Annotated in this window: 14 protein-coding genes and 1 tRNA gene; 6 read left to right on the forward strand and 9 right to left on the reverse strand. The window is 74.9% G+C overall.

Annotation, left to right across the window (positions count from 1 at the left end; translation table 11 throughout):
- Positions 1-151: 151 nt before the first annotated feature.
- Positions 152-3,034, forward strand: coding sequence for an amidase (locus HPC71_RS03840; protein ID WP_154613788.1), 2,883 nt, complete (start codon positions 152-154; stop codon positions 3,032-3,034).
- Positions 3,035-3,127: 93 nt separating this feature from the next.
- On the opposite strand, the gene HPC71_RS03845 is transcribed toward HPC71_RS03840, so the two are convergent.
- Positions 3,128-3,781: an HhH-GDP family DNA glycosylase gene (locus HPC71_RS03845; protein WP_171896122.1), complete on the reverse strand. Its 654-nt coding sequence runs from the start codon at positions 3,779-3,781 to the stop codon at positions 3,128-3,130.
- A 39-nt stretch (positions 3,782-3,820) separates the two neighbouring features.
- Positions 3,821-4,672 (reverse strand): hypothetical protein, encoded by an 852-nt coding sequence (locus tag HPC71_RS03850; RefSeq protein WP_154613789.1) that lies wholly within the window; start codon positions 4,670-4,672, stop codon positions 3,821-3,823.
- Positions 4,673-5,018: 346 nt separating this feature from the next.
- Here HPC71_RS03850 and HPC71_RS03855 point away from each other — a divergent pair, with 346 nt between their 5' ends.
- Both HPC71_RS03855 and HPC71_RS03860 read left to right on the forward strand, forming a co-directional pair.
- Entirely contained in the window at positions 5,019-5,582 is a 564-nt protein-coding gene (locus HPC71_RS03855; protein WP_154613790.1) for a C40 family peptidase, read from the forward strand.
- A gap of 424 nt (positions 5,583-6,006) precedes the next feature.
- Positions 6,007-9,357: a DEAD/DEAH box helicase gene (locus HPC71_RS03860; RefSeq protein ID WP_154613791.1), complete on the forward strand. Its 3,351-nt coding sequence runs from the start codon at positions 6,007-6,009 to the stop codon at positions 9,355-9,357.
- 227 nt (positions 9,358-9,584) lie between these two features.
- On the opposite strand, the gene selB is transcribed toward HPC71_RS03860, so the two are convergent.
- Together selB and selA are read right to left on the reverse strand one after the other, a co-directional pair.
- Entirely contained in the window at positions 9,585-11,348 is a 1,764-nt protein-coding gene (gene selB / locus HPC71_RS03865; protein ID WP_171896123.1) for a selenocysteine-specific translation elongation factor, read from the reverse strand.
- A 2-nt stretch (positions 11,349-11,350) separates the two neighbouring features.
- Positions 11,351-12,703 (reverse strand): L-seryl-tRNA(Sec) selenium transferase, encoded by a 1,353-nt coding sequence (gene selA, locus HPC71_RS03870; RefSeq protein ID WP_171896125.1) that lies wholly within the window; start codon positions 12,701-12,703, stop codon positions 11,351-11,353.
- Positions 12,704-12,877: 174 nt separating this feature from the next.
- On the opposite strand from selA, the gene HPC71_RS03875 reads away from it, so the two are divergent.
- The gene (locus HPC71_RS03875; RefSeq protein ID WP_154613792.1) at positions 12,878-14,833 is read left to right on the forward strand and encodes a hypothetical protein; all 1,956 of its coding nucleotides are present in this window, start codon (positions 12,878-12,880) and stop codon (positions 14,831-14,833) included.
- A 139-nt stretch (positions 14,834-14,972) separates the two neighbouring features.
- On the opposite strand, the gene HPC71_RS03880 is transcribed toward HPC71_RS03875, so the two are convergent.
- From HPC71_RS03880 to HPC71_RS03890, 3 genes are all read right to left on the reverse strand, one after another.
- Positions 14,973-15,839 carry an Ig-like domain repeat protein gene (locus HPC71_RS03880; protein WP_154613793.1) on the reverse strand — a complete coding sequence of 289 codons (867 nt, stop codon included), beginning with the start codon at positions 15,837-15,839 and terminating at the stop codon, positions 14,973-14,975.
- Positions 15,840-15,982: 143 nt separating this feature from the next.
- Positions 15,983-16,612: an NADPH-dependent F420 reductase gene (locus HPC71_RS03885; protein WP_154613794.1), complete on the reverse strand. Its 630-nt coding sequence runs from the start codon at positions 16,610-16,612 to the stop codon at positions 15,983-15,985.
- A 94-nt stretch (positions 16,613-16,706) separates the two neighbouring features.
- Positions 16,707-16,801 (reverse strand) — tRNA-Sec (locus tag HPC71_RS03890).
- Between the two features lie 181 nt (positions 16,802-16,982).
- Here HPC71_RS03890 and selD point away from each other — a divergent pair.
- Positions 16,983-17,996: a selenide, water dikinase SelD gene (gene selD, locus HPC71_RS03895; RefSeq protein WP_154613795.1), complete on the forward strand. Its 1,014-nt coding sequence runs from the start codon at positions 16,983-16,985 to the stop codon at positions 17,994-17,996.
- Between the two features lie 4 nt (positions 17,997-18,000).
- On the opposite strand, the gene HPC71_RS03900 is transcribed toward selD, so the two are convergent.
- Entirely contained in the window at positions 18,001-18,297 is a 297-nt protein-coding gene (locus HPC71_RS03900) for a winged helix-turn-helix domain-containing protein (RefSeq protein WP_253943884.1), read from the reverse strand.
- Positions 18,294-18,755, reverse strand: a complete 462-nt coding sequence (locus HPC71_RS03905; RefSeq protein WP_154613796.1) for a hypothetical protein — start codon at positions 18,753-18,755, stop codon at positions 18,294-18,296. The genes HPC71_RS03900 and HPC71_RS03905 overlap by 4 nt, the downstream gene beginning before the upstream one ends.
- Before the next feature lie 103 nt (positions 18,756-18,858).
- Between HPC71_RS03905 and HPC71_RS21285 the strand changes: the two genes are divergently transcribed.
- The gene (locus tag HPC71_RS21285; RefSeq protein ID WP_216656537.1) at positions 18,859-19,422 is read left to right on the forward strand and encodes a dehydrogenase; all 564 of its coding nucleotides are present in this window, start codon (positions 18,859-18,861) and stop codon (positions 19,420-19,422) included.
- Positions 19,423-19,433: the final 11 nt, after the last annotated feature.

The following is a 19,433-nucleotide window of genomic DNA, read 5'->3' on the forward strand; positions in this document are numbered from 1 at the left end:
GCAACGTTCACACAGCGGGGCGGCCCCGGCGCCCTCCTGTAACAAGCAGGCAACCTCCGGAGTCCTGCTCCTGGGTTTGCTCCTCCTCATCCGGCGACCGCGCCGGTCAGGTGACCCGGCCGACCCCCACCGGCCGGTGTGAGGAGCGAGCATGACGAACATCAACAAGGCGAGGTCCGCCCGGCGCTGGACGGCGCGTCGCGCGATCCCGTCCCTCGCCGCGGCCGCCCTGGCCGCCGGCACGCTGGCGACGGTCTCCCCGGCGGCGGCATACAACTACGTCCCCGCCGGCGAGGGCGACCGCTGGGGCGTGCACGACGCCGCCAACCCGGGCCTCGACACCGGCAGCGTCCGCGACACCACCGGCAACGCGCTCCAGGGGTACGGCGGCCTGCGCGTGGAGGTCGAGGGCGGGAAGAGCCGCCTCAACGGCATCCTGCTGCGCGGCTTCGGCCTGACCTACGACGGCCGCGAGACGTTCACCTCGACCCGCGGCGTCGACGTCGACGGCGTCGTGGTCCGCCGCGAGCTGGTCGTCCCCGCGGGCCAGTCCTACGGCCGGTTCTTCGACACCTTCACCAACACCACCCGCAAGCCGGTGACCGTGCGGGTCGCCTTCGGCGGCCAGGTCGGCTACGCCACCGGCGAGAACCAGAGCGAGCTCAGCGCCACCGGCGACGGCGACGACGCGATCACCGCCGCCGACGGCTGGGCCTCCTGGCACACCCCGACCACCGCGGCCGGCGGCCCCAGCCAGAACGGCCCGTCGGCCACCGTCTTCGGCACCCCCGGCGAGGCCGACGCGCTGGAGAAGGTCGGCACCTTCCTGCTCGACCCCTTCGACAACCCGCTCCCGGCCGACGGCGACGCGGCCAACCACCCCGGCTTCGTCACCACGCTCACGATCGAGCCGGGCGACACCGAGTCGCTGCTGCGGTACGTCGTCACCGGGATGCCCGAGGGCCGCGCCGTCGGCGGCTCGACCCGCCCGGCGGGCAGCGAGGTCGCGAAGGTCGAGAGCCTCGCCGCCACCCTCGCGGGCCTGCCCGCCGTCGAGGGGCTGACCCTCTCCGAGCTGTGCTCGGTGGAGAACTTCGACCCCGCCGCCCTCGGCCTGGCCGGCGCGGACTGCGCGAAGGCGCCGCAGGTGCCCTTCGCGGGCAGCGCCGCCGGGTCGGTGAGCGCGAAGACCGCCGCGACCACCTCGTCGTACGACGTGGTCGGCAAGACCCTCACCGAGCTCGCCGCGGACCTGAAGGCCGGGCGGACGACCTCCCAGCAGATCGTGCGCGCCTACCTCGACCGGATCGCGGCCTACGACCAGGGCCCCTTCGGCCTGCACTCGGTCATCACCGTCGCCCCCGACGCGATGGCGCAGGCCCGCGCGGCCGACAAGGCCCGCAAGGCCGGCGACAAGCGCCCGCTGCTCGGCATCCCGGTGCTGGCCAAGGACATCATCGACACCAAGGACATGCCGACCACCGGCGGCTCGCTGGTCTTCGACGGCTACCAGCCGAAGGAGGACGCCTTCCAGGTCGAGCTGATGCGCGAGGCCGGCGCGATCATCCTCGGCAAGGCCAACCTCGCGGAGTTCGCCAACGACGGGCACTACAGCCCCAACGCCTTCGGCGCGACCTGGAACGCCTTCGACCCCTCCCGCAGCCCGATCGGCTCCAGCGGCGGGTCGGCCGTCGCGGTGGCCTCGAGCTTCGCGGCAGCCGCCTGGGGCACCCAGACCGGCGACTCGCTGTGGGGCCCGGCCGGCGCGGCCAGCCTCTACTCCCTGCGCGGCACCGACGGCATGCAGTCCAGCGCGGGCACCATGCCGCTCACGCTCATCCAGGACTACGTCGGCTGGATCGGCCAGTCGATCGAGGACCTCGCGACGCTGCTCGACGTCACGGCCGTCGACAACCCCGACGACGTGCTCGACGACGTCGCCAACGGTCACCGCCCGACCGACTGGAGCGCCACGCTCAAGCCCGGGGCGCTGAAGGGCAAGGTCATCGGCGTGCCGGAGACGGCCTTCGACGACCCGTTCGGCACCAGCGAGGTCAGCGACGCGCTGAAGGCGCAGTTCGCCAACTTCGAGAAGGCCGGCGCCACGATCAAGGTCGTCCCGGACTTCACGGACGTCCCGACCCGCGGCGACTACGGCGACACCGGCTACGAGGGCTGGGCGCAGTGGATCGACGCGCACCCCGACAACCCCTACACGCTGCCCGAGCAGATCACCCACAACGAGCTGCGGGTGCCCTACCAGCGCCGGGCGGGGGAGTACACCGGCACCGGCCGGATGACCGAGCAGCAGCAGCGTGACTTCGAGGCCTACCGGGCGACGTACCGCGAGAACATCGCCGCCTGGATGGACGAGCACGGCGCCGACGCGATCCTCTACCCGGCCGAGCTGAGCGAGATCCACCTCAACGACTCGATCAACCCCAGCTTCGGCCGCAAGGACCCGCAGTCCTCCGCCGCGGGCGTGCCGACGGTCATCTTCCCGGCCGGCACGACCGAGAACGGCAACCCCGTCGGCTTCCAGCTCCAGGGCAAGGCGTTCCAGGACGCCGAGCTGATGGGCTTCGCCTACGCCTTCGACAAGGTCGCCCAGGGCCGGGTGCTGCCCGCCTGGACCCCGCCGCTGCGGTACGACGCCGACGCGGTGCCGCCGCCGGTCGTCGACGTCGACCCGCTGCCCGAGCCGCAGCCCACGAAGCTGCGCCTCACGGTGCTCGACCGCTCGGTCAAGGCGACGCTGCCCCGGCGCGGCAAGGCCCGGGTCACGCTGGCCGTCGGTTGCGCCAGCGTCGGCGCCGCCTGCACCGGCACCGTCAAGGTGACCCTCGGTGGGAAGCGGATCGCCACCTCGAAGGTGCGCGTCGCCGCGGGCGGCCAGCGGACGATCACCATCGCCCTGCCGGCCAAGGCCACCACGAAGGTCCGCAAGGGGAAGAAGGTGACCCTCAAGGTCGCCTTCACCGGCACCGGCCGGACCGTCAGCAGCACGCCGGTGAAGGTCACCGTGCGCCGCTGACCTGACCCACTCCCGGCACGGCTCCACCGGCACCAGGACGGCGCCGCCCTCGACCGAGGGCGGCGCCGTTCGCCGTTCCCGGGCGGGCGGGGCTCAGCCGGCGCGGACGTCCTCGACGACCGCCTCGCTGCGCGCCGCTCGCACGCAGGCGGCGACCAGGCGGGGGAGGGCGGTCGGGGCCGGGTCGACGCGAGCCGCGAGCGCGGCGAGGGCGGCCGGCGCGGTCGGCAGCCCGAGCCGGGCTGCGCCCCGGGCGGCCAGACCGTCGACGTACGGCGCGACCTCGGGGCGGACGCCCTGCACCTCGCGGACGTAGATCGCCGCGCCGGCGGGCCCGATGCCGGTGAACCGCTGCAGCGCCGCCTCCAGGGCGGGTACGTCGGCGCAGGCCTCGTGCATCCGGCGCAGGTCGCCGCCGTGCTCGTCGAGCACCACGCGGGCGAGCTCGGCCAGCTGGTTCGCGGTGCGCTCGTCGTAGCGGCGGTAGCCGCCGCGGCCGAGCGCCACGACGATCCGGCCGCGCGACAGGCCGCGGGTGGCCTCCGGCGTGGTGCAGCCGGCGGCGAGGAGCTCGCGGGTGGCCGCGACGGCGGTGGCGGAGCGGATCCGCGCCGAGAGCAGCAGGGTCAGCACGAGCAGCTGCCACAGCGGAGCCGGCTCGTCGGCGAGCGGGATCCCGGCCTCCTCGGCGTACGTCGTGCCGTGCCGCTCGAGCAGCCGGGCGACCAGGTCCCGCTCGGAGGTCACAGGGCCACCGGGGTCACAGCGTCACCGGCGTCACCGGCGTCACGGGGTCGTCGTCGGGCTCGGCGCCGGGGCGCTCGGCTCGGCGGACGGCGTCGGCGCCTCGGGGGTCGGCTCGGGCGAGGGCGACTGCTCCGGCTCCTCGTCCCGGGGGTCCATCTCGGGGGTCTCGGAGGAGGTGCCGCCCGACGGCCCGTCCGTCGGCTGGCCCGACGGCGTCGTGCCGTCGCTGGGCCGGGTGCCGTCGGAGGGCTCGCCCTGCTTCGGGCCGCGGTCCTTGTCGCCGTCCTCGTCGGACGACCCGCCCCCGGTGATCCGGGTGATCGAGGTGCCGCCGTCGGAGTCCGAGCCGCCGGTGTAGGAGGAGACCGGCTTGCCGGTGAGCGCCTCGAACGCGCTGATCACCACCATGACCAGCACGAAGAGGCCCGCGGCGACGAGCGCGATCCGCTTCCAGGGCAGCACGGCGAGCCGCTCGCGCCAGGTGGGGGCCGGGCCGGCGAGCTCGTCGCCGGGCGCGCCCTCGACGGAGGGGTCGAGCATGTCGGCGGCCTCGGCGAGGTGCTCCTCGGCCTGCGGCAGCCGTGAGGTGTCCCCGCGCCTGGCGGAGCGGCGTACCTCCGCCTGGGCGACGCCGACCTTGCCCAGCGCCTGCTCCTGGACCGCGGCGAGCCGTGCCTTCGACCGGGCCAGCCCCTGGCTGTAGACGGCGGTGCCGACCGTCGCCGCGATCGACCCCAGCGCGGCGCCGAGCAGGGTGCCGGCGGCGCCGAGGGTCGAGAGCAGGACGGCCGTCGTGATCGCGGCGAGCGCGCCGGCGATGGTCCTCAGCCAGTCGATGTCGAGCCCGGATCCGGACTTCTCGGTGTCTTCGGTGGTGTTCTCGTCAGCCATCGCACTCGACGGTACCGATCTCTCGGCGCCGACCCCCCGGTCCCGCCGGGTGAGTGACGTCACGGCTCTGTGGGCTAGGTGAGAGGCGTCTTGGGTGTGACCGTGATATGGCCGACCGGTGGTCTAGCCCGGTCCGGCGGCATCACGATCCTGGACCGCGCCGAAGCCCGTCACGTCGCCAGGAACCATCACACAGGAAGCAGAGACGGGCGCGGGAGACCCGAGCAGGACGCCCACCACCGCCGCGGCGGGGAGGGGCTTGGGGTGAAGCCGAGCAGCGCTCGGCCGGGCACGGCGCCCGAATCCGACAGGACCACTTCCGCAGGCGATCGCCGAGGAACGACCCGTGAACCACGCTTTCACCGGTGCGCTGCTGCGCACCCGCCCGCTGTTCATCGCCCTGACCGCCGCGCTGGTGCTGAGCCTGGGTGCCGGCTTCAGCCCGGCCGGCCCCGCCGCGAACGCCGCCCCGGCCAACGCGCCCACCAACGCCTCGAACACCGAGGGCGCGAAGATCGAGGGCCGCACCCTCGCGCGCAAGCGCAAGCACCGCGTCAGCCGCGGCGAGCGCGTCCTGCGTGTCGTCCGCCGCCAGAACGGCGACCCGTACGCCTGGGGCGCCGCCGGCCCGCACCGCTTCGACTGCTCCGGCCTGACCCAGTTCGCCTACCGCGTCGCGCTCGGCAAGCGGCTCCCGCACTCCTCGCGCGCGCAGGTCGGCCACACCAAGCGGGTCAGCCGCAAGGGCGCCCGCCCCGGCGACCTGGTGTTCTTCCACAACCGCGGTGGCGTCTACCACGTCGCGGTGTACGCCGGCGGGAACCGCATCTGGCACGCCCCCGGCACCGGCAAGCGCGTCACCCGCGCCACGATCTGGACCCGCAGCCACTTCTACGGCCGGGTCCGCTGATCTGGTCCTGGCTCTGGTCCCGGCTCTGGTCCTGGCTCTGGTCCCGGTCCTGATCGGTCGGTGGTCGATGCAACGCCGGCCGCCGCTCGCGACAGGTAGCGATCGCACCACCTGCCGGAACGCCCTCCGGCCAGGTCCCCTGTGGGGCCGGACGGCGTTCCTCACGGAGCTCGTCGGCCCGCCCTCGTTCCCCCCATCGGAGGGCGGGCCGACAGCAGCTCCTCGCCGGTCGGGTCAGGCAGCCGCTGAGCAGCACCCCGGGAACAACCGGCCCGCCAGGGCGTTGTGCGTGGGTACGCCGACATCCGGCCGCCGTCGTCTCCCGCGGCTGTCCACAGGGACGGGTCGCCGATCCGGTGGTTGTCGGCGCCGCGCGGCATGATCGTCGCGCACGAAGCCGATCACGACGCCAACAGGAGGGGCCGTGTCCCAGACGCCACTGCCGGACCTGGACGAGGCGTCGGTCCTGCGCTCCTACGACCGCGGGACGGTCGAGCGGGCCCGGGCCTACGCGGCCGAGGACCGCGTCGACGACATCGTGCTGCGCACCGCCGACCCCGAGGAGGTCGTGCTCACCGCGAGCGTGGCCGGCACGGCGCAGCGCCCCTACGAGGTCGAGCTGGCCGCGGTCCGGATGGCCGGCCGGTGGGAGCTCTACAGCGACTGCACCTGCCCCGTCGGGGTGGGATGCAAGCACGGCGCCGCGCTGGCGCTGGTCCTCAGCCGGCACCAGGAGACCGCGGCGACGCCCGAGGCGCCGCTGTGGACCGCGCGGCTGGAGCGCGTCCTCGACGACCTCGACGCCGGCCCCACCGGCGGGCGGGCCCAGCGGCTCGCGCTCGAGGTGTCCCTCGACCGTCCGGGCGCCGCGGACGACGCCGCCCGGGACGCCGGTCACCGGCGGGCGCCCTCCTGGCAGGTCCAGGCGAGCCGTCCCTCGCTGCGGCTGCGTCCGCTCGCGGCCGGCGCCCGCGGCACCTGGATCCGCCGCGGCGTCGGGTGGGGCGACCTGACCAAGGTGTCCTACTCCCGGACCTACGAGCCCGAGCAGCTCGCCCCGCTGCTGGAGCTGTCCGGGGCCCGCCGGTCGCCCACCTACTACAGCTCCGGGGACTCGCCCCTCGACGACTTCGGGCCGGGCCTGTGGGCCATGCTCGAGCGGGCCCGCGCGGCGGGCGTCCAGCTCGTCGGCGGCGCCGGCGTGCGCTCGGTGACGCTGCTGGACCGGCCGCTGTCCCTGACCGCGGAGCTGCGCTCCGACGGCGGTTCCGAGGGCGGTCCCGACGGCGCTCCCGACAACGCTCCCGACAGCCCTGCCCGGCTGACCGTCGGCGTCTGGCACGACCAGCGCTGGTGGAGCGGCGAGGAGCTGCTCATCGTCGGTCAGCGCGGGCACGGCATCGGCCTGCTCGACCCGGTCACCGAGGACCTCGTGCTCGCCCAGCTCGACCGGCTCGTGCCCGAGCCGGTGCGGCGGCTCGTCGAGACCCCCGACCCGCTGCTCATCCCGCCGGACCAGGCCGACCTCTTCCTCACGACCCACCTCCCGCGGCTGCGGCGCCACCTGCCGGTCTCCTCGACCGACGGCTCCGTCGCGGTGCCGGAGGAGCAGCCGCCGGCCCTCGTGCTCACCATCGCCTGGAAGGGCCCCGGCGCCGCCGAGATCGGCTGGGGCTGGCGCTACCGCACCGGCGAGCACGAGGTGCGTACCGAGCTCGACCCGGCCGCGGCGTCGCCCGCCGGCGTACGCCGCCACGACCGCGAGCGCGCCCACCTGGCCCGCCTCGACCTCGGCCCCACCGGCGACGAGCTGCTCCGCGGCGAGGACGGTGCGCTCGCCGGGCGGCGCGTGCTGCGCGGCGACCGCCTGCTCACCCTGGTCGGGGAGGTCCTTCCGGCGCTGCGCGAGGACCCGCTCGTCGAGGTCGAGGACGTCGGCGTCCAGCCCGACCACCGGGCTGCCGAGGGCGAGCCGGAGATCCGCTTCGAGCTCGACGAGGGCGCCGCCGAGGGCCGCGTGGACTGGCTCAACCTCCGCGTGGTCATCGACGTCGACGGCGAGCAGGTCGCCCTCTCGGCCCTGATCGAGGCGCTCACCGAGGCCGCCCGTCACGGCGAGGAGCGCGTCTTCCTGCCCAGCGGTCGCCATCTTCCGGCCGCCCACCCCGCCCTGGCCCGGCTCGCGGACGCCGTCCGCGCCGCCGAGGAGCTCGTCGAGCGCACCGACGACGACCGGATCGGCGTCGGCGCGGGCGACCTCGGCCTGTGGGGCGAGCTCGCCGAGATCGGCGTGGTCGACCACCAGGCCCGGCAGTGGGTCGAGGCGGCCCAGGCCCTGCGCGGGCTCACCACGCTGCCCAAGGTCGACCCGCCCGGGATGGCGAGCACACTGCGGGAGTACCAGCTCGACGGGTTCCGCTGGCTGGCCTTCCTCCACGACTCCGGCCTCGGCGGGATCCTCGCCGACGACATGGGCCTGGGCAAGACGCTCCAGACCCTCGCGCTGATCAGCCACGCGCGCAGCCGCGGCTCCGAGCCGTTCCTCGTCGTCGCGCCGACCAGCGTGGTGCCGGGCTGGGTGCGCGAGGCCGCCGCCCACGCGCCGGGGCTCGACGTCCGGGCGGTCACCGCCGGGCGCCGTCGCCGCGGGGAGGAGCTCAAGGAGGTCGTCGCCGGCGCGGACGTCGTGGTGACGACGTACACGCTGCTGCGCCTCGAGGCCGACGACTACGCCGCGATGCCGTGGGGCGGGCTGGTGCTCGACGAGGCCCAGCAGGTCAAGAACCACCAGGGCAAGACCTACCAGGCGGTCCGGCTGATCGAGGCGCCGTTCCGGCTGGCGCTGACCGGCACGCCGTTCGAGAACCGGCTGATGGAGCTGTGGTCGCTGCTCTCGATCGTCGCGCCCGGCCTCTACCCGCACCCCAAGCGGTTCGGGGAGCTGGTCGCCGGCCCGGTCGAGAAGCACGGCGACGAGGCGGCGCTGCGCCGCTTCCGCACGCGGATCCGCCCGTTCCTCCTGCGGCGCACCAAGGAGCTGGTCGCGGCCGACCTCCCGCCCAAGCAGGAGCAGGTGCTCGACGTGGCGCTGGGCGCCAAGCACCGCAAGGTGTACGACGCGCACCTCCAGCGCGAGCGGCAGCACATCCTCGGCCTGATCGCCGAGGACTTCAACGCCAACCGGGTCGCGATCTTCCGCTCGCTCACCAAGCTGCGCCAGCTCAGCCTGGACCCGGCGCTGGTCGACCCCGAGCTGGACTCGGTCGGCTCGGCCAAGATCGACCTGCTCGTCGACCACCTGCGCGAGCTGGCCGAGGAAGGCCACCGGGCGCTGGTCTTCAGCCAGTTCACCAGCTTCCTCGCCCGGGTGCGCGCCCGCCTGGACGCCGAGGGGCTCTCGCACTCCTACCTCGACGGGCGCACCCGCGACCGGGAGGCGGTCATCGAGGGGTTCCGCGGTGGCGAGGACACCGCGTTCCTCATCAGCCTCAAGGCCGGCGGGGTCGGCCTGACGCTGACCGAGGCGACCTACGTCTTCGTCCTCGACCCGTGGTGGAACCCCGCCACCGAGGCGCAGGCCGTCGACCGCGCGCACCGGATCGGGCAGCACTCGCCGGTGACCGTCTACCGCCTGGTCGCGACCGACACCATCGAGGAGAAGGTCATGGAGCTCAAGGCCCGCAAGGCCGCGCTCTTCGCGCAGGTGGTCGACGGCGACGGCGCCATGTCCGGCGCGGTCACCGCCGCCGACGTCCGCGCGCTCTTCGACGACTGACCGGCCGCGGCCGAGGTTCGGTCCGCGGTCAGCTGGGTCCGCCGAGGTCCGCTCCGGTGGGCCGGTGGGCCGGTGGGCCGGTGGGCCGGTGGGGCCGCTGGGACCGCCGCCGGGGTAGTCCGCCACAGGAGCGCCCTTTCTGAGCGGCGAAAGGGCGCGCAGGTGGCGGACTATCCCGCCACGGGAACGCCCACCCGCCATCCAGGGGAAAGGACAGGGGCGCGGGCTCAGCGCTCGACGACCTGGCGCCGGTCGTCGGGCAGCCGCCGAGTGCGGCCGGTCCGGTCGAGGTGCTCGAGGAGCGGCAGGACCACCCGCCGGGAGGTGCCCAGCGCCTGGCGGGCCTCGCTCGTGGTGAACGGCTGCGGCAGCGAGCGGAGCAGCTCGACCGCGCGGGCGTCGGCCCCGGGCAGCAGCACCACGGCCGGGGCGAGCCGGAGCAGCCGGCCGGCCTTCGCGGCGGCGGCGGTGCGCCGGGCGTCGAGACCGAGGTCGGCGAGCCGGTCGGCGGGCGGCGCGGCGAAGGGCTGGTCGGCCAGGTCGGCGGCCAGTGCCTCGAGCGCCCGCTCGAGGTCCGGGGGGAGCGCGGGGGTGGCCTCGCCGAGGACGACCCGCCCGCCGGCGACCCGCGGCGCGACGGCCGCCACGACGGCGGCCGGTACGCCGAGCCGGTCGGCCACCGCGGTCACCGGCACGCCGCGGTCGAGGGGCTGGTCGGCGTCGTGGCGTCGTACCAGCTCGACGACCTGGCGGGCCAGGGCGGCGGCCCGGGCCGCCGAGACCAGCGTGCCGTCGGCCTCCAGTGCGCCGTCGGGCAGCGGCCCGGTCGGTACGCCGAGGCGGTGCAGCAGCGCCGCGGCGACCAGGCCGCGGCGGTCGAGCTCGCCGGCCAGGTCGGGCTCCGGCCGCACGTCGGCGAGCACGCGGGCGCGGGCGGCGGCCGCCCCGCGGCGGCCCAGCCCGGGTGGCTCGGGGTCGAGCACGCGCACGCCCCAGACCCGGCGTGATCCCGGGTCGCGCAGCAGGGCCCGGTCGCCGACCCGAAAGGGCACCGCGCGCGGCAGGGCGATCCGCACGAGGTCGCCCTCGTCGCCGGCGAGCGGCCGCGCCCGGACCGCGAACGACGCGGCGCCGACGTGCAGCACCGGTCGCTCCGGCATCCGCCCCTCGCCGGCCACCCGCACGTCCACGGAGGTCGCCGGGTGGAATGCCCCCGGGGTCACCAGCACGCTGTCGCGGTCGATCCGGTCCAGGCCGTCGCCGGTGAGGTTGAGCGCCACCCGGGCGACGCCGGTCGCGGCGTCCACGCCGGCCCCGAGCGCCTGCACCCCGCGCACCCGGACCGTCGTCGGCGGGCCCCCGGCCCACAGCTCGAGGGTGTCGCCGCGGCGTACCGTCCCCGCCGGCAGCGTCCCCGTCACCACGGTCCCCGCGCCGGTGATGCTGAAGCGCCGATCCACCCACAGCCGTACGTCGCCGCCCGGGTCGGGCCGCGGCAGGCCGGCCACCAGCGCCGCCAGGTGGTGGCGCAGCTCGTCGAGGCCCTGACCGGTCCGCGCACTGACCGGCACCACGGGCGCGCCGGCCAGCGAGGTCCGGTCGACCTCGGCGCGGGCCCGGGCGACCGAGGCCGCGGGGTCGGCCAGGTCCGCGCGGGTGACGGCGACCACGCCGTGGGCCACCCCGAGCGCGTCCAGCGCCGCGAGGTGCTCGGCGGCCTGCGGCATCCACGGGTCGTCGGCGGCGACCACCAGCAGCGCGGCCGGGACCGGCCCGATGCCGGCGAGCATCGTGCTGACGAACCGCTCGTGGCCGGGCACGTCGACGAAGGCGACCTGGTCGCCGCCGATCTCGGCCCAGGCGTAGCCGAGCTGGATCGAGAGCCCGCGCGCCCGCTCCTCGGCGAGCCGGTCGGGCTCCATCCCGGTGAGGGCGTGGACCAGCGTGGACTTGCCGTGGTCGACGTGACCGGCCGTGGCGACGACGTGCACGCTCAGCCCGCCGGACGGTCGGCGCAGCGGTCGGCGCAGCGGGTGGCGCAGCGGCGGACGGCCTCGACGAGGTGCGCGTCGTCGGCGGGGTCGACCGCGACCAGGTCGAGCAGCAGCCGCCCGCGCTCCACGCGACCGACCACCGGCAGCCGGTCGTCGAGGCGCAGCGCCTCGGCGAGCGGCGCGGGCAGCGCGACCGCGGCCGAGGGCAGCTCGACGCCGGGTGCGCCGCCGCCACCGACGGCCGCGGTCGAGTCCACCGCCTCGGCGACGCCGCCGGGCACCTCCCCGATCGCGGCCGCGATCGTCTCGGCGCGTGCCCGCAGGGCGGCGGGGTCGGCGGCCAGCGCCGCCGCGACCGGCGGCACGGGCCCGGTCAGCGTGGCCTCGAGGGCGGCCAGGGTCAGCTTGTCGACGCGCAGCGCCCGCGCGAACGGGTGCCGCCGCAGGGACTCCACCAGCTCGGCCGTCCCGAGCAGCAGGCCGCACTGCGGCCCGCCGAGCAGCTTGTCGCCGGAGGCGGTGACCAGGTCGGCGCCGTCGCGGAGCACAGCGGACGCGCTCGGCTCGTCGGGCAGCCGGGGGTGGGGCGCGAGCAGGCCCGAGCCGATGTCGACGACGACCGGGACGGGCAGCGTGGCCAGCTCGCGGACGCCGACCGAGGAGGTGAACCCGGAGACCAGGAAGTTCGAGGGGTGCACCTTGAGCACGAAGGCCACGTCGTCGTCGACGGCCGCCTCGTAGTCGGCCAGCCGCACCCGGTTCGTCGTGCCGACCTCGCGCAGCCGCGCGCCGACCGACTCCAGCAGCTCGGGGATGCGGAACCCGTCGCCGATCTCGACCAGCTCGCCGCGGGCGATGACCACGTCGCGGCGCCCGGATCGGCCGGCGGCGAGCGCGCAGGTGACCAGCGCCAGCGCGGCCGCCCCGTTGTTGACGACGTGCACGCCGCCCGCGTCCGGCACGGCCGCGGCGAGCGCTGCCATCGCCGAGCGGCCGCGCCGGCCCCGGCGGCCGGTGGCGAGGTCGAGCTCGACGTCGGTGGCGCCGGCCGCGACGGTCAGCGCCTCGACGGCCGCGGGGGAGAGCGGCGCCCGCCCGAGGTTCGTGTGGACCACGACGCCGGTCGCGTTGACCACGCGCCGCAGGGAGGCGGCGTACGCCGGCAGCGCGGCGTGCGCAGCGGCCGGGACGTCCTCGGGCGTCACCTCGCCGGCGCGGCACCGCTCGAGCGCCCGGCTCACGGCCTGCTTGACGATCGCGTCGCCCAGACGGGCCCGCGGCTCGGCCAGCAGCGGGTCGGCCAGGACGACGTCGGTGCGCGGCGTCCGCCGCCTCGGGTCCTCGCGGTGCACCCGCTCAGCATGCCCGAGCCCCCCGCACCACCGCCCGGCGCCGGTCCCAGAGCCGGTCCCAGAGCCGGTCCCCCAGCCGGTCCCCAACTTCGATGACCCTCCGGCCGACCCGGCGCCGACCGGGCGGAGCGGGCGCACGCTGGGCGGTTCCCCCACACAGAAGGCAGGCCCTCCATGAGACGTGGAATCCTCGCCGCCGCCGCCGCACTCTCCCTCGGGTGCGGCCTCCTCGGCGCCTCCCAGCTCGCCACCGCCGACGTCCCCGGCGGGACCGTCGTCCGCACCACGCCCGTCGCCGGGACCCCGCACATCCTCGACGGCCGCGTCTTCGCCGTCACGAGGGTGGGCGACACCGTCATCCTCGGCGGCAGCTTCACCCGCGTGCGCAACGAGGGCAGCACCACCGAGGTCGTCCGCAACGGCCTGGTCGCCCTCGACGCCAACACCGGCCAGCTCCGCACGGGGTTCAACCCCAACCCCGGCACGAGCGTGACCTCCCTGCTGCCGGCAGGCGACGGCACGAGCGTGTACGTCGGGGGCGGCTTCACCTCCATCAGCGGCGCCACCCGCGCCCGGGTCGCGCGGATCCGCGTCGCCGACGGGTCGGTCGTCTCGACGTTCAACGCCGGCACCGTCAACGGCAACGTCCGCGACATGGCGCTGCGCGGCGGCCGCCTGTGGATCGCCGGCGCGTTCACCCACGTCGCCGGCCGGTCGCAGCCGGCCCTCGCGACGCTCGATCCCGCGACCGGCGCCTTCTCGCCGTACATGGGCCTGCGCGTCGCCGGCACCCACCGCGGCTCAGGCGTCACCCAGGTGCTCAAGATCGACACCACCACCGACGGGTCGCGGCTGGTCGCCGTCGGCAACTTCGACACCCTCCAGGGCGTCCAGAACCACCAGCTGCTCATGCTCGACACCTCGGGCGCGACGGCGCAGCCCGCGACGTTCCGCACCGGCTACTACCTGACCCCCTGCTCCTCGGCGTTCGACACCTACATGCGCGACGTGGCGTTCTCCGGCGACGACTCGTTCTTCGTGGTGACCACGACGGGGGCCTACGGCGGCTCGACCGGCGCCTGCGACACCACCGCGCGGTTCGAGACCCGCACCGCCTCCACCGACGCCCGGCCGTCGTGGATCAACCACACCGGCGGCGACACGACGTACGGCGTGGAGATCACCCCGGCCGCGGTGTACGTCGGCGGGCACCAGCGCTGGCAGAACAACCCGTTCGCCGGCGACCGGGCCGGTCCCGGCGCGGTCGCCCGGGAGGGCATCGCGGCCCTCGACCCGGTCAACGGCCTGCCGCTGAGCTGGAACCCCGGCCGGGACAAGGGCGTCGGCGTCTTCGACTTCCTTGTCGACGACCGGGGCCTGTGGGTCGCCTCCGACACCACCCGGATCGCGGGCCAGCTGCGCAGCCGGATCGCGCTGCTGCTCAAGGACGGCGCGACCCGGCCGACGATCCGGACGCCGCTGCTGCCCAACGACGTCTACACCGGCGCCTCCACGGCCGCGCCGACCGGCCTGCTGCGGCGGCGCTACGACGGCGCCGTCGCCGGCACGGTGCAGGACCCGCCCGACGGCGGCCTGGACTGGTCGACGGTCCGCGGGGCGTTCATGGTCAACGGCTGGCTCTACCTCGGCCGGTCCGACGGGTCCTTCACCCGGCGCACCTTCACCGGCTCGACGTACGGCACCGCGCAGGCCGTCGACACCTCCGACCGGATCGTGCGGCTCGCGGCCTGGCACGACGAGATCGCGGTGATGACCGGGATGTTCCTCGACGACAACCGGGTCTACTTCACCCTCGCCGGCGACCCGACCCTCTACTACCGCTACTTCACCCCGGAGAGCGGAGTCGTCGGGGCGCAGCGGTACGTCGCGAGCACCGGCGTGAGCGGGCTCGACCTGCGGCAGGCCCGCGGGATGTTCCTCGCCGGCTCCCAGGTGTACGTCGCCACCACCACCGGCGACCTCGTCCGGGTCGGCTGGGAGCGCGGCGGCCCCTCGGGGCGGCTGGTCCCGGGCACGGCCGCCACGGTCTCCGGGCCGGTGCGCGACGGGCGGACCTGGGGCGGCCGGGCGATGTTCCTGTTCCAGTCCACCTCCGGCGGCGGGGCCTGACCGGGGCCTGACCGGCCCCGTCTGACCGGCGCCGTCCGTCTCGGACGCGCGAACGCCCGGCCGGGTGACCCCGGCCGGGCGTTCGTGGTGGTGCGGGTGGTGCGGTGCTGCTGGTGCGTGTTGCTGGGGGAGCCTCAGCTCACTTGACGACCTTGATGGTGACCTTGGTCGTCGCGGCCTTCAGGGCCGGGCTGCCGACGAGCTTGACGGTGACCTTGTGGGTGCCGACCGGGAGCTTGCCGAGCTTGATCTTGGCCTTGCCGTTCTTCAGCGTGGCCTGGCCGAGCTTCTTGGAGCCCTTCGCCGCGGTGACCTTGCCGAGCGTCGGGGCGGCGTTCGAGGTCACGGAGACCGGGACGACGGCCTTCTTGCCCTTCTTCACCTTGATCGTCTTCTTGGTGACCGTCACCTTGGTGGCGGTCTGCTTGAGGAAGCTGATCGTGTCGACCGACGCCGGGGTGGTGCCGCTGGCGACGGCGCAGCTGAGCTCGGCGGAGTCCTCGTCGCCCTGCTTGGTGGTCAGCTTGAAGGCGTTCGGCAGGACGACGCCGACCGGCGCGCTGGTCGGGTTCGGGGTGACGAACGTGGCGTTCGAGCCCTCGCCGTTCCAGGTGGTGACGCCACCGTCGGTGGTGAAGGCGCCGGACAGCGGGACGCGAGCGGTGGCGGAGCCGACCTTGAAGGCGAAGTCGCGCGACTCGGCACCGGTCACGCCGGCAGCGGAGAGGAGGCCCGCGGCGTCGGCCGGGACGGTGGCGGCGGCCTGCACGTTCAGCAGGCCGGCGGGGACGGCGGCGCCGGCCCAGTAGGCGTCGACCGGCAGGTCGCCGGTGACGGTCAGCGGGAACGTGCCCGAGTACAGGTTGCCGAGGCTGCACGTGTAGTCGGTCGTCACGGTCGCGGCGTGCGCGGTGCCGGAGGTGGCCCCGACGAGCGCGGTGCCGGCGACGGCGGCGGAGGTGGCGGCGACGGCGACGCGACGAGCGGTACGGCTGAGGTTGATCACAGGTTGTCCCTCCCAGAACATGGTCCGGGCCTACTGCCCGGTAAGAGCGTGTCCGGATCGTAGCGGTCTTTTCGTGAGACACGTCACTGACGCGTTCATCACCCTCGCCCGTCGCCGCCCGCAGCCGTCCGCCCGCCGCTCGATCAGCCCTGGGCGATCAGCTCCCGGGTCGCGGCCGCGCCGGCCTCGGCGCCGTACGCCGGCTTGTCCCGGTCGAAGCGACGCCCCTCGGCCAGCGGGCCGGCGTCGACCGGGTCGAAGCCGAAGGAGTCGATGAGGCCGGCGACGACCTGCTTGGCCTCGGCGTCGTCGCCCGCGATCGGGATCGCCCGGCGCTCGGCGTCGCCGGCGGGCCGGGCCGCGTCGACGATGTGGGCGGCCTGGATGGCGTTGAACGCCTTGACGACCCGCGAGCCCGGCAGGTGCGCGGCGAGCCGCTCGCTGGGGGAGTCCTCGCCGCGGTCGATCGCCGCGTCGTGGCCGTCGCGCTCGAAGTAGTAGTTGTTGGTGTCGATGACGACCTTGCCGGCGAGCGGCTCGACCGGCACCTGGTCGACGGCGTGGAACGGGATCGTCACCACGACGACCTCGCCGGCCTCGGCCGCCTCCTGGGCGGTCGCGGCGCGCGCCCGCGGGCCGAGCTCGGCGACCAGGTCGGCCAGCGTCTCGGGGCCGCGGGAGTTGCTCAGCACCACGTCGTGCCCCTGGGCGACCGCCTGCCTGGCGATCGCCGTGCCGATGTTGCCGCTGCCGATGAGTCCGATGGTGGTCATGTCCGGCCCAGCGTGCTCGGGGGCCGGTCTGTTCCCCGGGTCTGTTGCACGGGGCTGTTGCACGGGGCTGTTCCCCGGGCGGGGCCGGGAGGCTTGGCGGAGGCGGACGGGAATCGAACCCGCCTGACCGAGATGCTCGGCCACTACGGTTTTGAGGACCGCGCCCGTCACCAGACGAGGAACGCCTCCACCGGTGATCCTAGGGCCCCGTCCGGTGGTCGGCGGCGTTCCCGGGCCGGCACTTCTCAGGGGAGTCCTGCACATATCGGGGCAGATTTGCCGTGGTATGTGCAGGGGTCACCGGTTAACCGGTGACCCCGACGCCCCGCCCACCCCCCACCCCCACGCCCGCCGGGCTAGGTTCGAGGCCATGACGACGCCTGCGACGACGACCCTCCGGCTGACCCAGTTCGCGTCGGGCGGGGGCTGTGCGTGCAAGGTGCCGCCGGGGGAGCTGGAGCGGGTGCTCGGCGGCCTGCTGAGCGGGCGGGCCGACCAGGACGCGTCGGGCGACCTGCTGGTCGGGCTCGACTCCGGTGACGATGCCGCGGCGGTGCGGATCGACGGGGAGCGGGCGATCATCGCGACGACCGACTTCTTCACCCCGGTCGTCGACGACCCCTACGACTTCGGGCGGATCGCCGCGGCCAACGCGCTCTCCGACGTCTACGCGATGGGCGGCGAGCCGCTGGTCGCGCTCAACCTGCTGGCCTGGCCCCGCGACCGCATCCCGTTCGAGCTGGCGGCCGAGGTGCTGCGGGGCGGCGCGGACGTGTGCCGCGTGGCCGGCGCGCACCTCGCGGGCGGGCACAGCATCGACGACCCCGAGCCCAAGTACGGCCTGGCCGTCACCGGGCTCGCCCACCCCGACAAGCTGCTGCGCAACGACGCCGCGCCCGCCGGCGTACCCCTCACCCTCACCAAGCCGCTCGGCCTCGGGGTGCTCAACAACCGGCACAAGGCCACCGGTGAGGTCTTCGAGCAGGCGATCGCGGTGATGACCACCCTCAACCGCGACGCCTCCCGCGCGGCCGTCGCCGCAGGTCTGAAGGCCGCGACCGACGTGACCGGCTTCGGCCTGCTCGGCCACCTGCACAAGATGGCGCGCGCCAGCGGCGTGACGGCGATCGTCGACGCCAGCGCGGTGCCGTACGTCGAGGGGGCCCGGCAGGCGCTGCGCGACGGGTTCGTGCCCGGCGGCAGCCGGCGCAACCTCGACTGGGTCCGCCCGTTCCTGGAAGCCGGGGTCGACGAGGACGAGCTGGTCCTGCTCGCGGACGCCCAGACCTCCGGCGGCCTGCTCGTCGCCGGCGAGCTGCCCGGCCACCCGGTCATCGGCGAGCTGGTGCCGGCGCGCGACGGCGTCACCGTGCAGGTGCGCTGACGGGTCAGGAGCCGCCGAGGATGGCGGTCAGCGCCTTGCGGTGCCGGGCGTACGCCGCCTTGCCGGCGCGCGTGATCCGGTACGACGTCGTCGCACCCCGGCCGCGGCCGGTCTTGGCCACGCTGACGTAGCCGGCCTTCTCCAGCGCAGCCATCTGCTTGGACAGGTCGGAGTCGCTGATCTGCAGGTGGTCGCGGAGGAACGGGAACGTCGCGCTGCTGGCGTTCGACAGCAGCGCCATCGCCGCGAGCCGCTTGGGGGCGTGGATGACCGGGTCGAGCTCGTCGAGCCCGCCGGTCACGACAGCCGGTCCCGGATGCGCGCCGCGGCCGCGCCGTAGGACCGCTCGTGGAGGATCAGCCCGCCGGTCGCGAGGACGAACATCACCCCCGAGGCGGCCGGCCAGCCGGCGGCCGACGCCGTCCACCAGACGATTCCGAAGACCAGGGCCACCCCGACGAAGTAGACGAGGAACGTGCGGCGCATCTCCCGCGGCGTGCGGCTGAACATCGAGGGCATCACGCCGCGGTAGCGGGTGTACCACCCGCAGAACACGCCGAGCGCCACGAGCAGCACCACGAGCAGGGCGATCGCGAGCGGGAGGTGGTCGTCGGTCAGGCCCTGGATGCCGGTCGTGCCGGCGAACCAGGCACCGGCGGCGGGGAAGTACCACCACGGTGTCGGCGGGTAGTCGACGTACGGCGCGGCCTCGGCGCGCTCCAGCTCGCGGAAGAGCTCGGGGTCCGGGATGCTTTCCATATTGGAAAGTTAACCCATCACTTTCCGGTCTGGCAAGTGGTCGGTGGGATGGGGATGACCGTCGGGGGAGCGGGGTACTCTCGCCGCACCGAGGGAGGTGACCGTGGCGAAGGTGAACCTGGGCTGGCCGGTGCTCCGGCAGCTGCTGGGCAAGGACGTGCTCGGTCGCGGCGTCGCCGCGCGGTCCAAGCAGACCGACGCCACCACCGCCCGCACCGAGACCGCCGACCGGGTCGCCAAGAGCGTCTGCCCCTACTGCGCGGTGGGTTGCGCGCAGCAGGTCTTCGTCAAGGACGAGCAGGTCATCCAGATCGAGGGCGACCCCGACAGCCCGGTCAACCGCGGCCGCCTGTGCCCCAAGGGCGCGGCGAGCAAGAACCTCGTGACCAGTGAGCTGCGCCAGACCAAGGTCCGCTACCGCCGGCCGTACGGCACCGAGTGGGAGGACCTCGACCTCGACGTCGCGATGGAGATGATCGCCGACCGGGTCGTCAAGGCGCGCAACGACACCTGGCAGGACCTCGACGAGCGGGACCGCAAGGTCCGGCGCACGATGGGCATCGCCAGCCTCGGAGGGGCGACCCTCGACAACGAGGAGAACTACCTCATCAAGAAGCTCTTCACCGCGATGGGTGCCATCCAGATCGAGAACCAGGCGCGGATATGACACTCCGCCAC

It is taken from the genome of Nocardioides marmotae, from assembly GCF_013177455.1.
GTDB classification, from domain to species: domain Bacteria; phylum Actinomycetota; class Actinomycetes; order Propionibacteriales; family Nocardioidaceae; genus Nocardioides; species Nocardioides marmotae.

Excerpts from the sequence above, each read along its gene's own strand:
- HPC71_RS03840 (WP_154613788.1), top strand. The coding sequence starts at position 152 with ATGACGAACATCAACAAGGCGAGGTCCGCCCGGCGCTGGACGGCGCGT.
- HPC71_RS03850 (WP_154613789.1), bottom strand. The coding sequence starts at position 4,672 with ATGGCTGACGAGAACACCACCGAAGACACCGAGAAGTCCGGATCCGGG.
- HPC71_RS03875 (WP_154613792.1), top strand. The coding sequence starts at position 12,878 with ATGAGACGTGGAATCCTCGCCGCCGCCGCCGCACTCTCCCTCGGGTGC.
- HPC71_RS03885 (WP_154613794.1), bottom strand. The coding sequence starts at position 16,612 with ATGACCACCATCGGACTCATCGGCAGCGGCAACATCGGCACGGCGATC.
- selD (WP_154613795.1), top strand. The coding sequence starts at position 16,983 with ATGACGACGCCTGCGACGACGACCCTCCGGCTGACCCAGTTCGCGTCG.
- HPC71_RS03905 (WP_154613796.1), bottom strand. The coding sequence starts at position 18,755 with ATGGAAAGCATCCCGGACCCCGAGCTCTTCCGCGAGCTGGAGCGCGCC.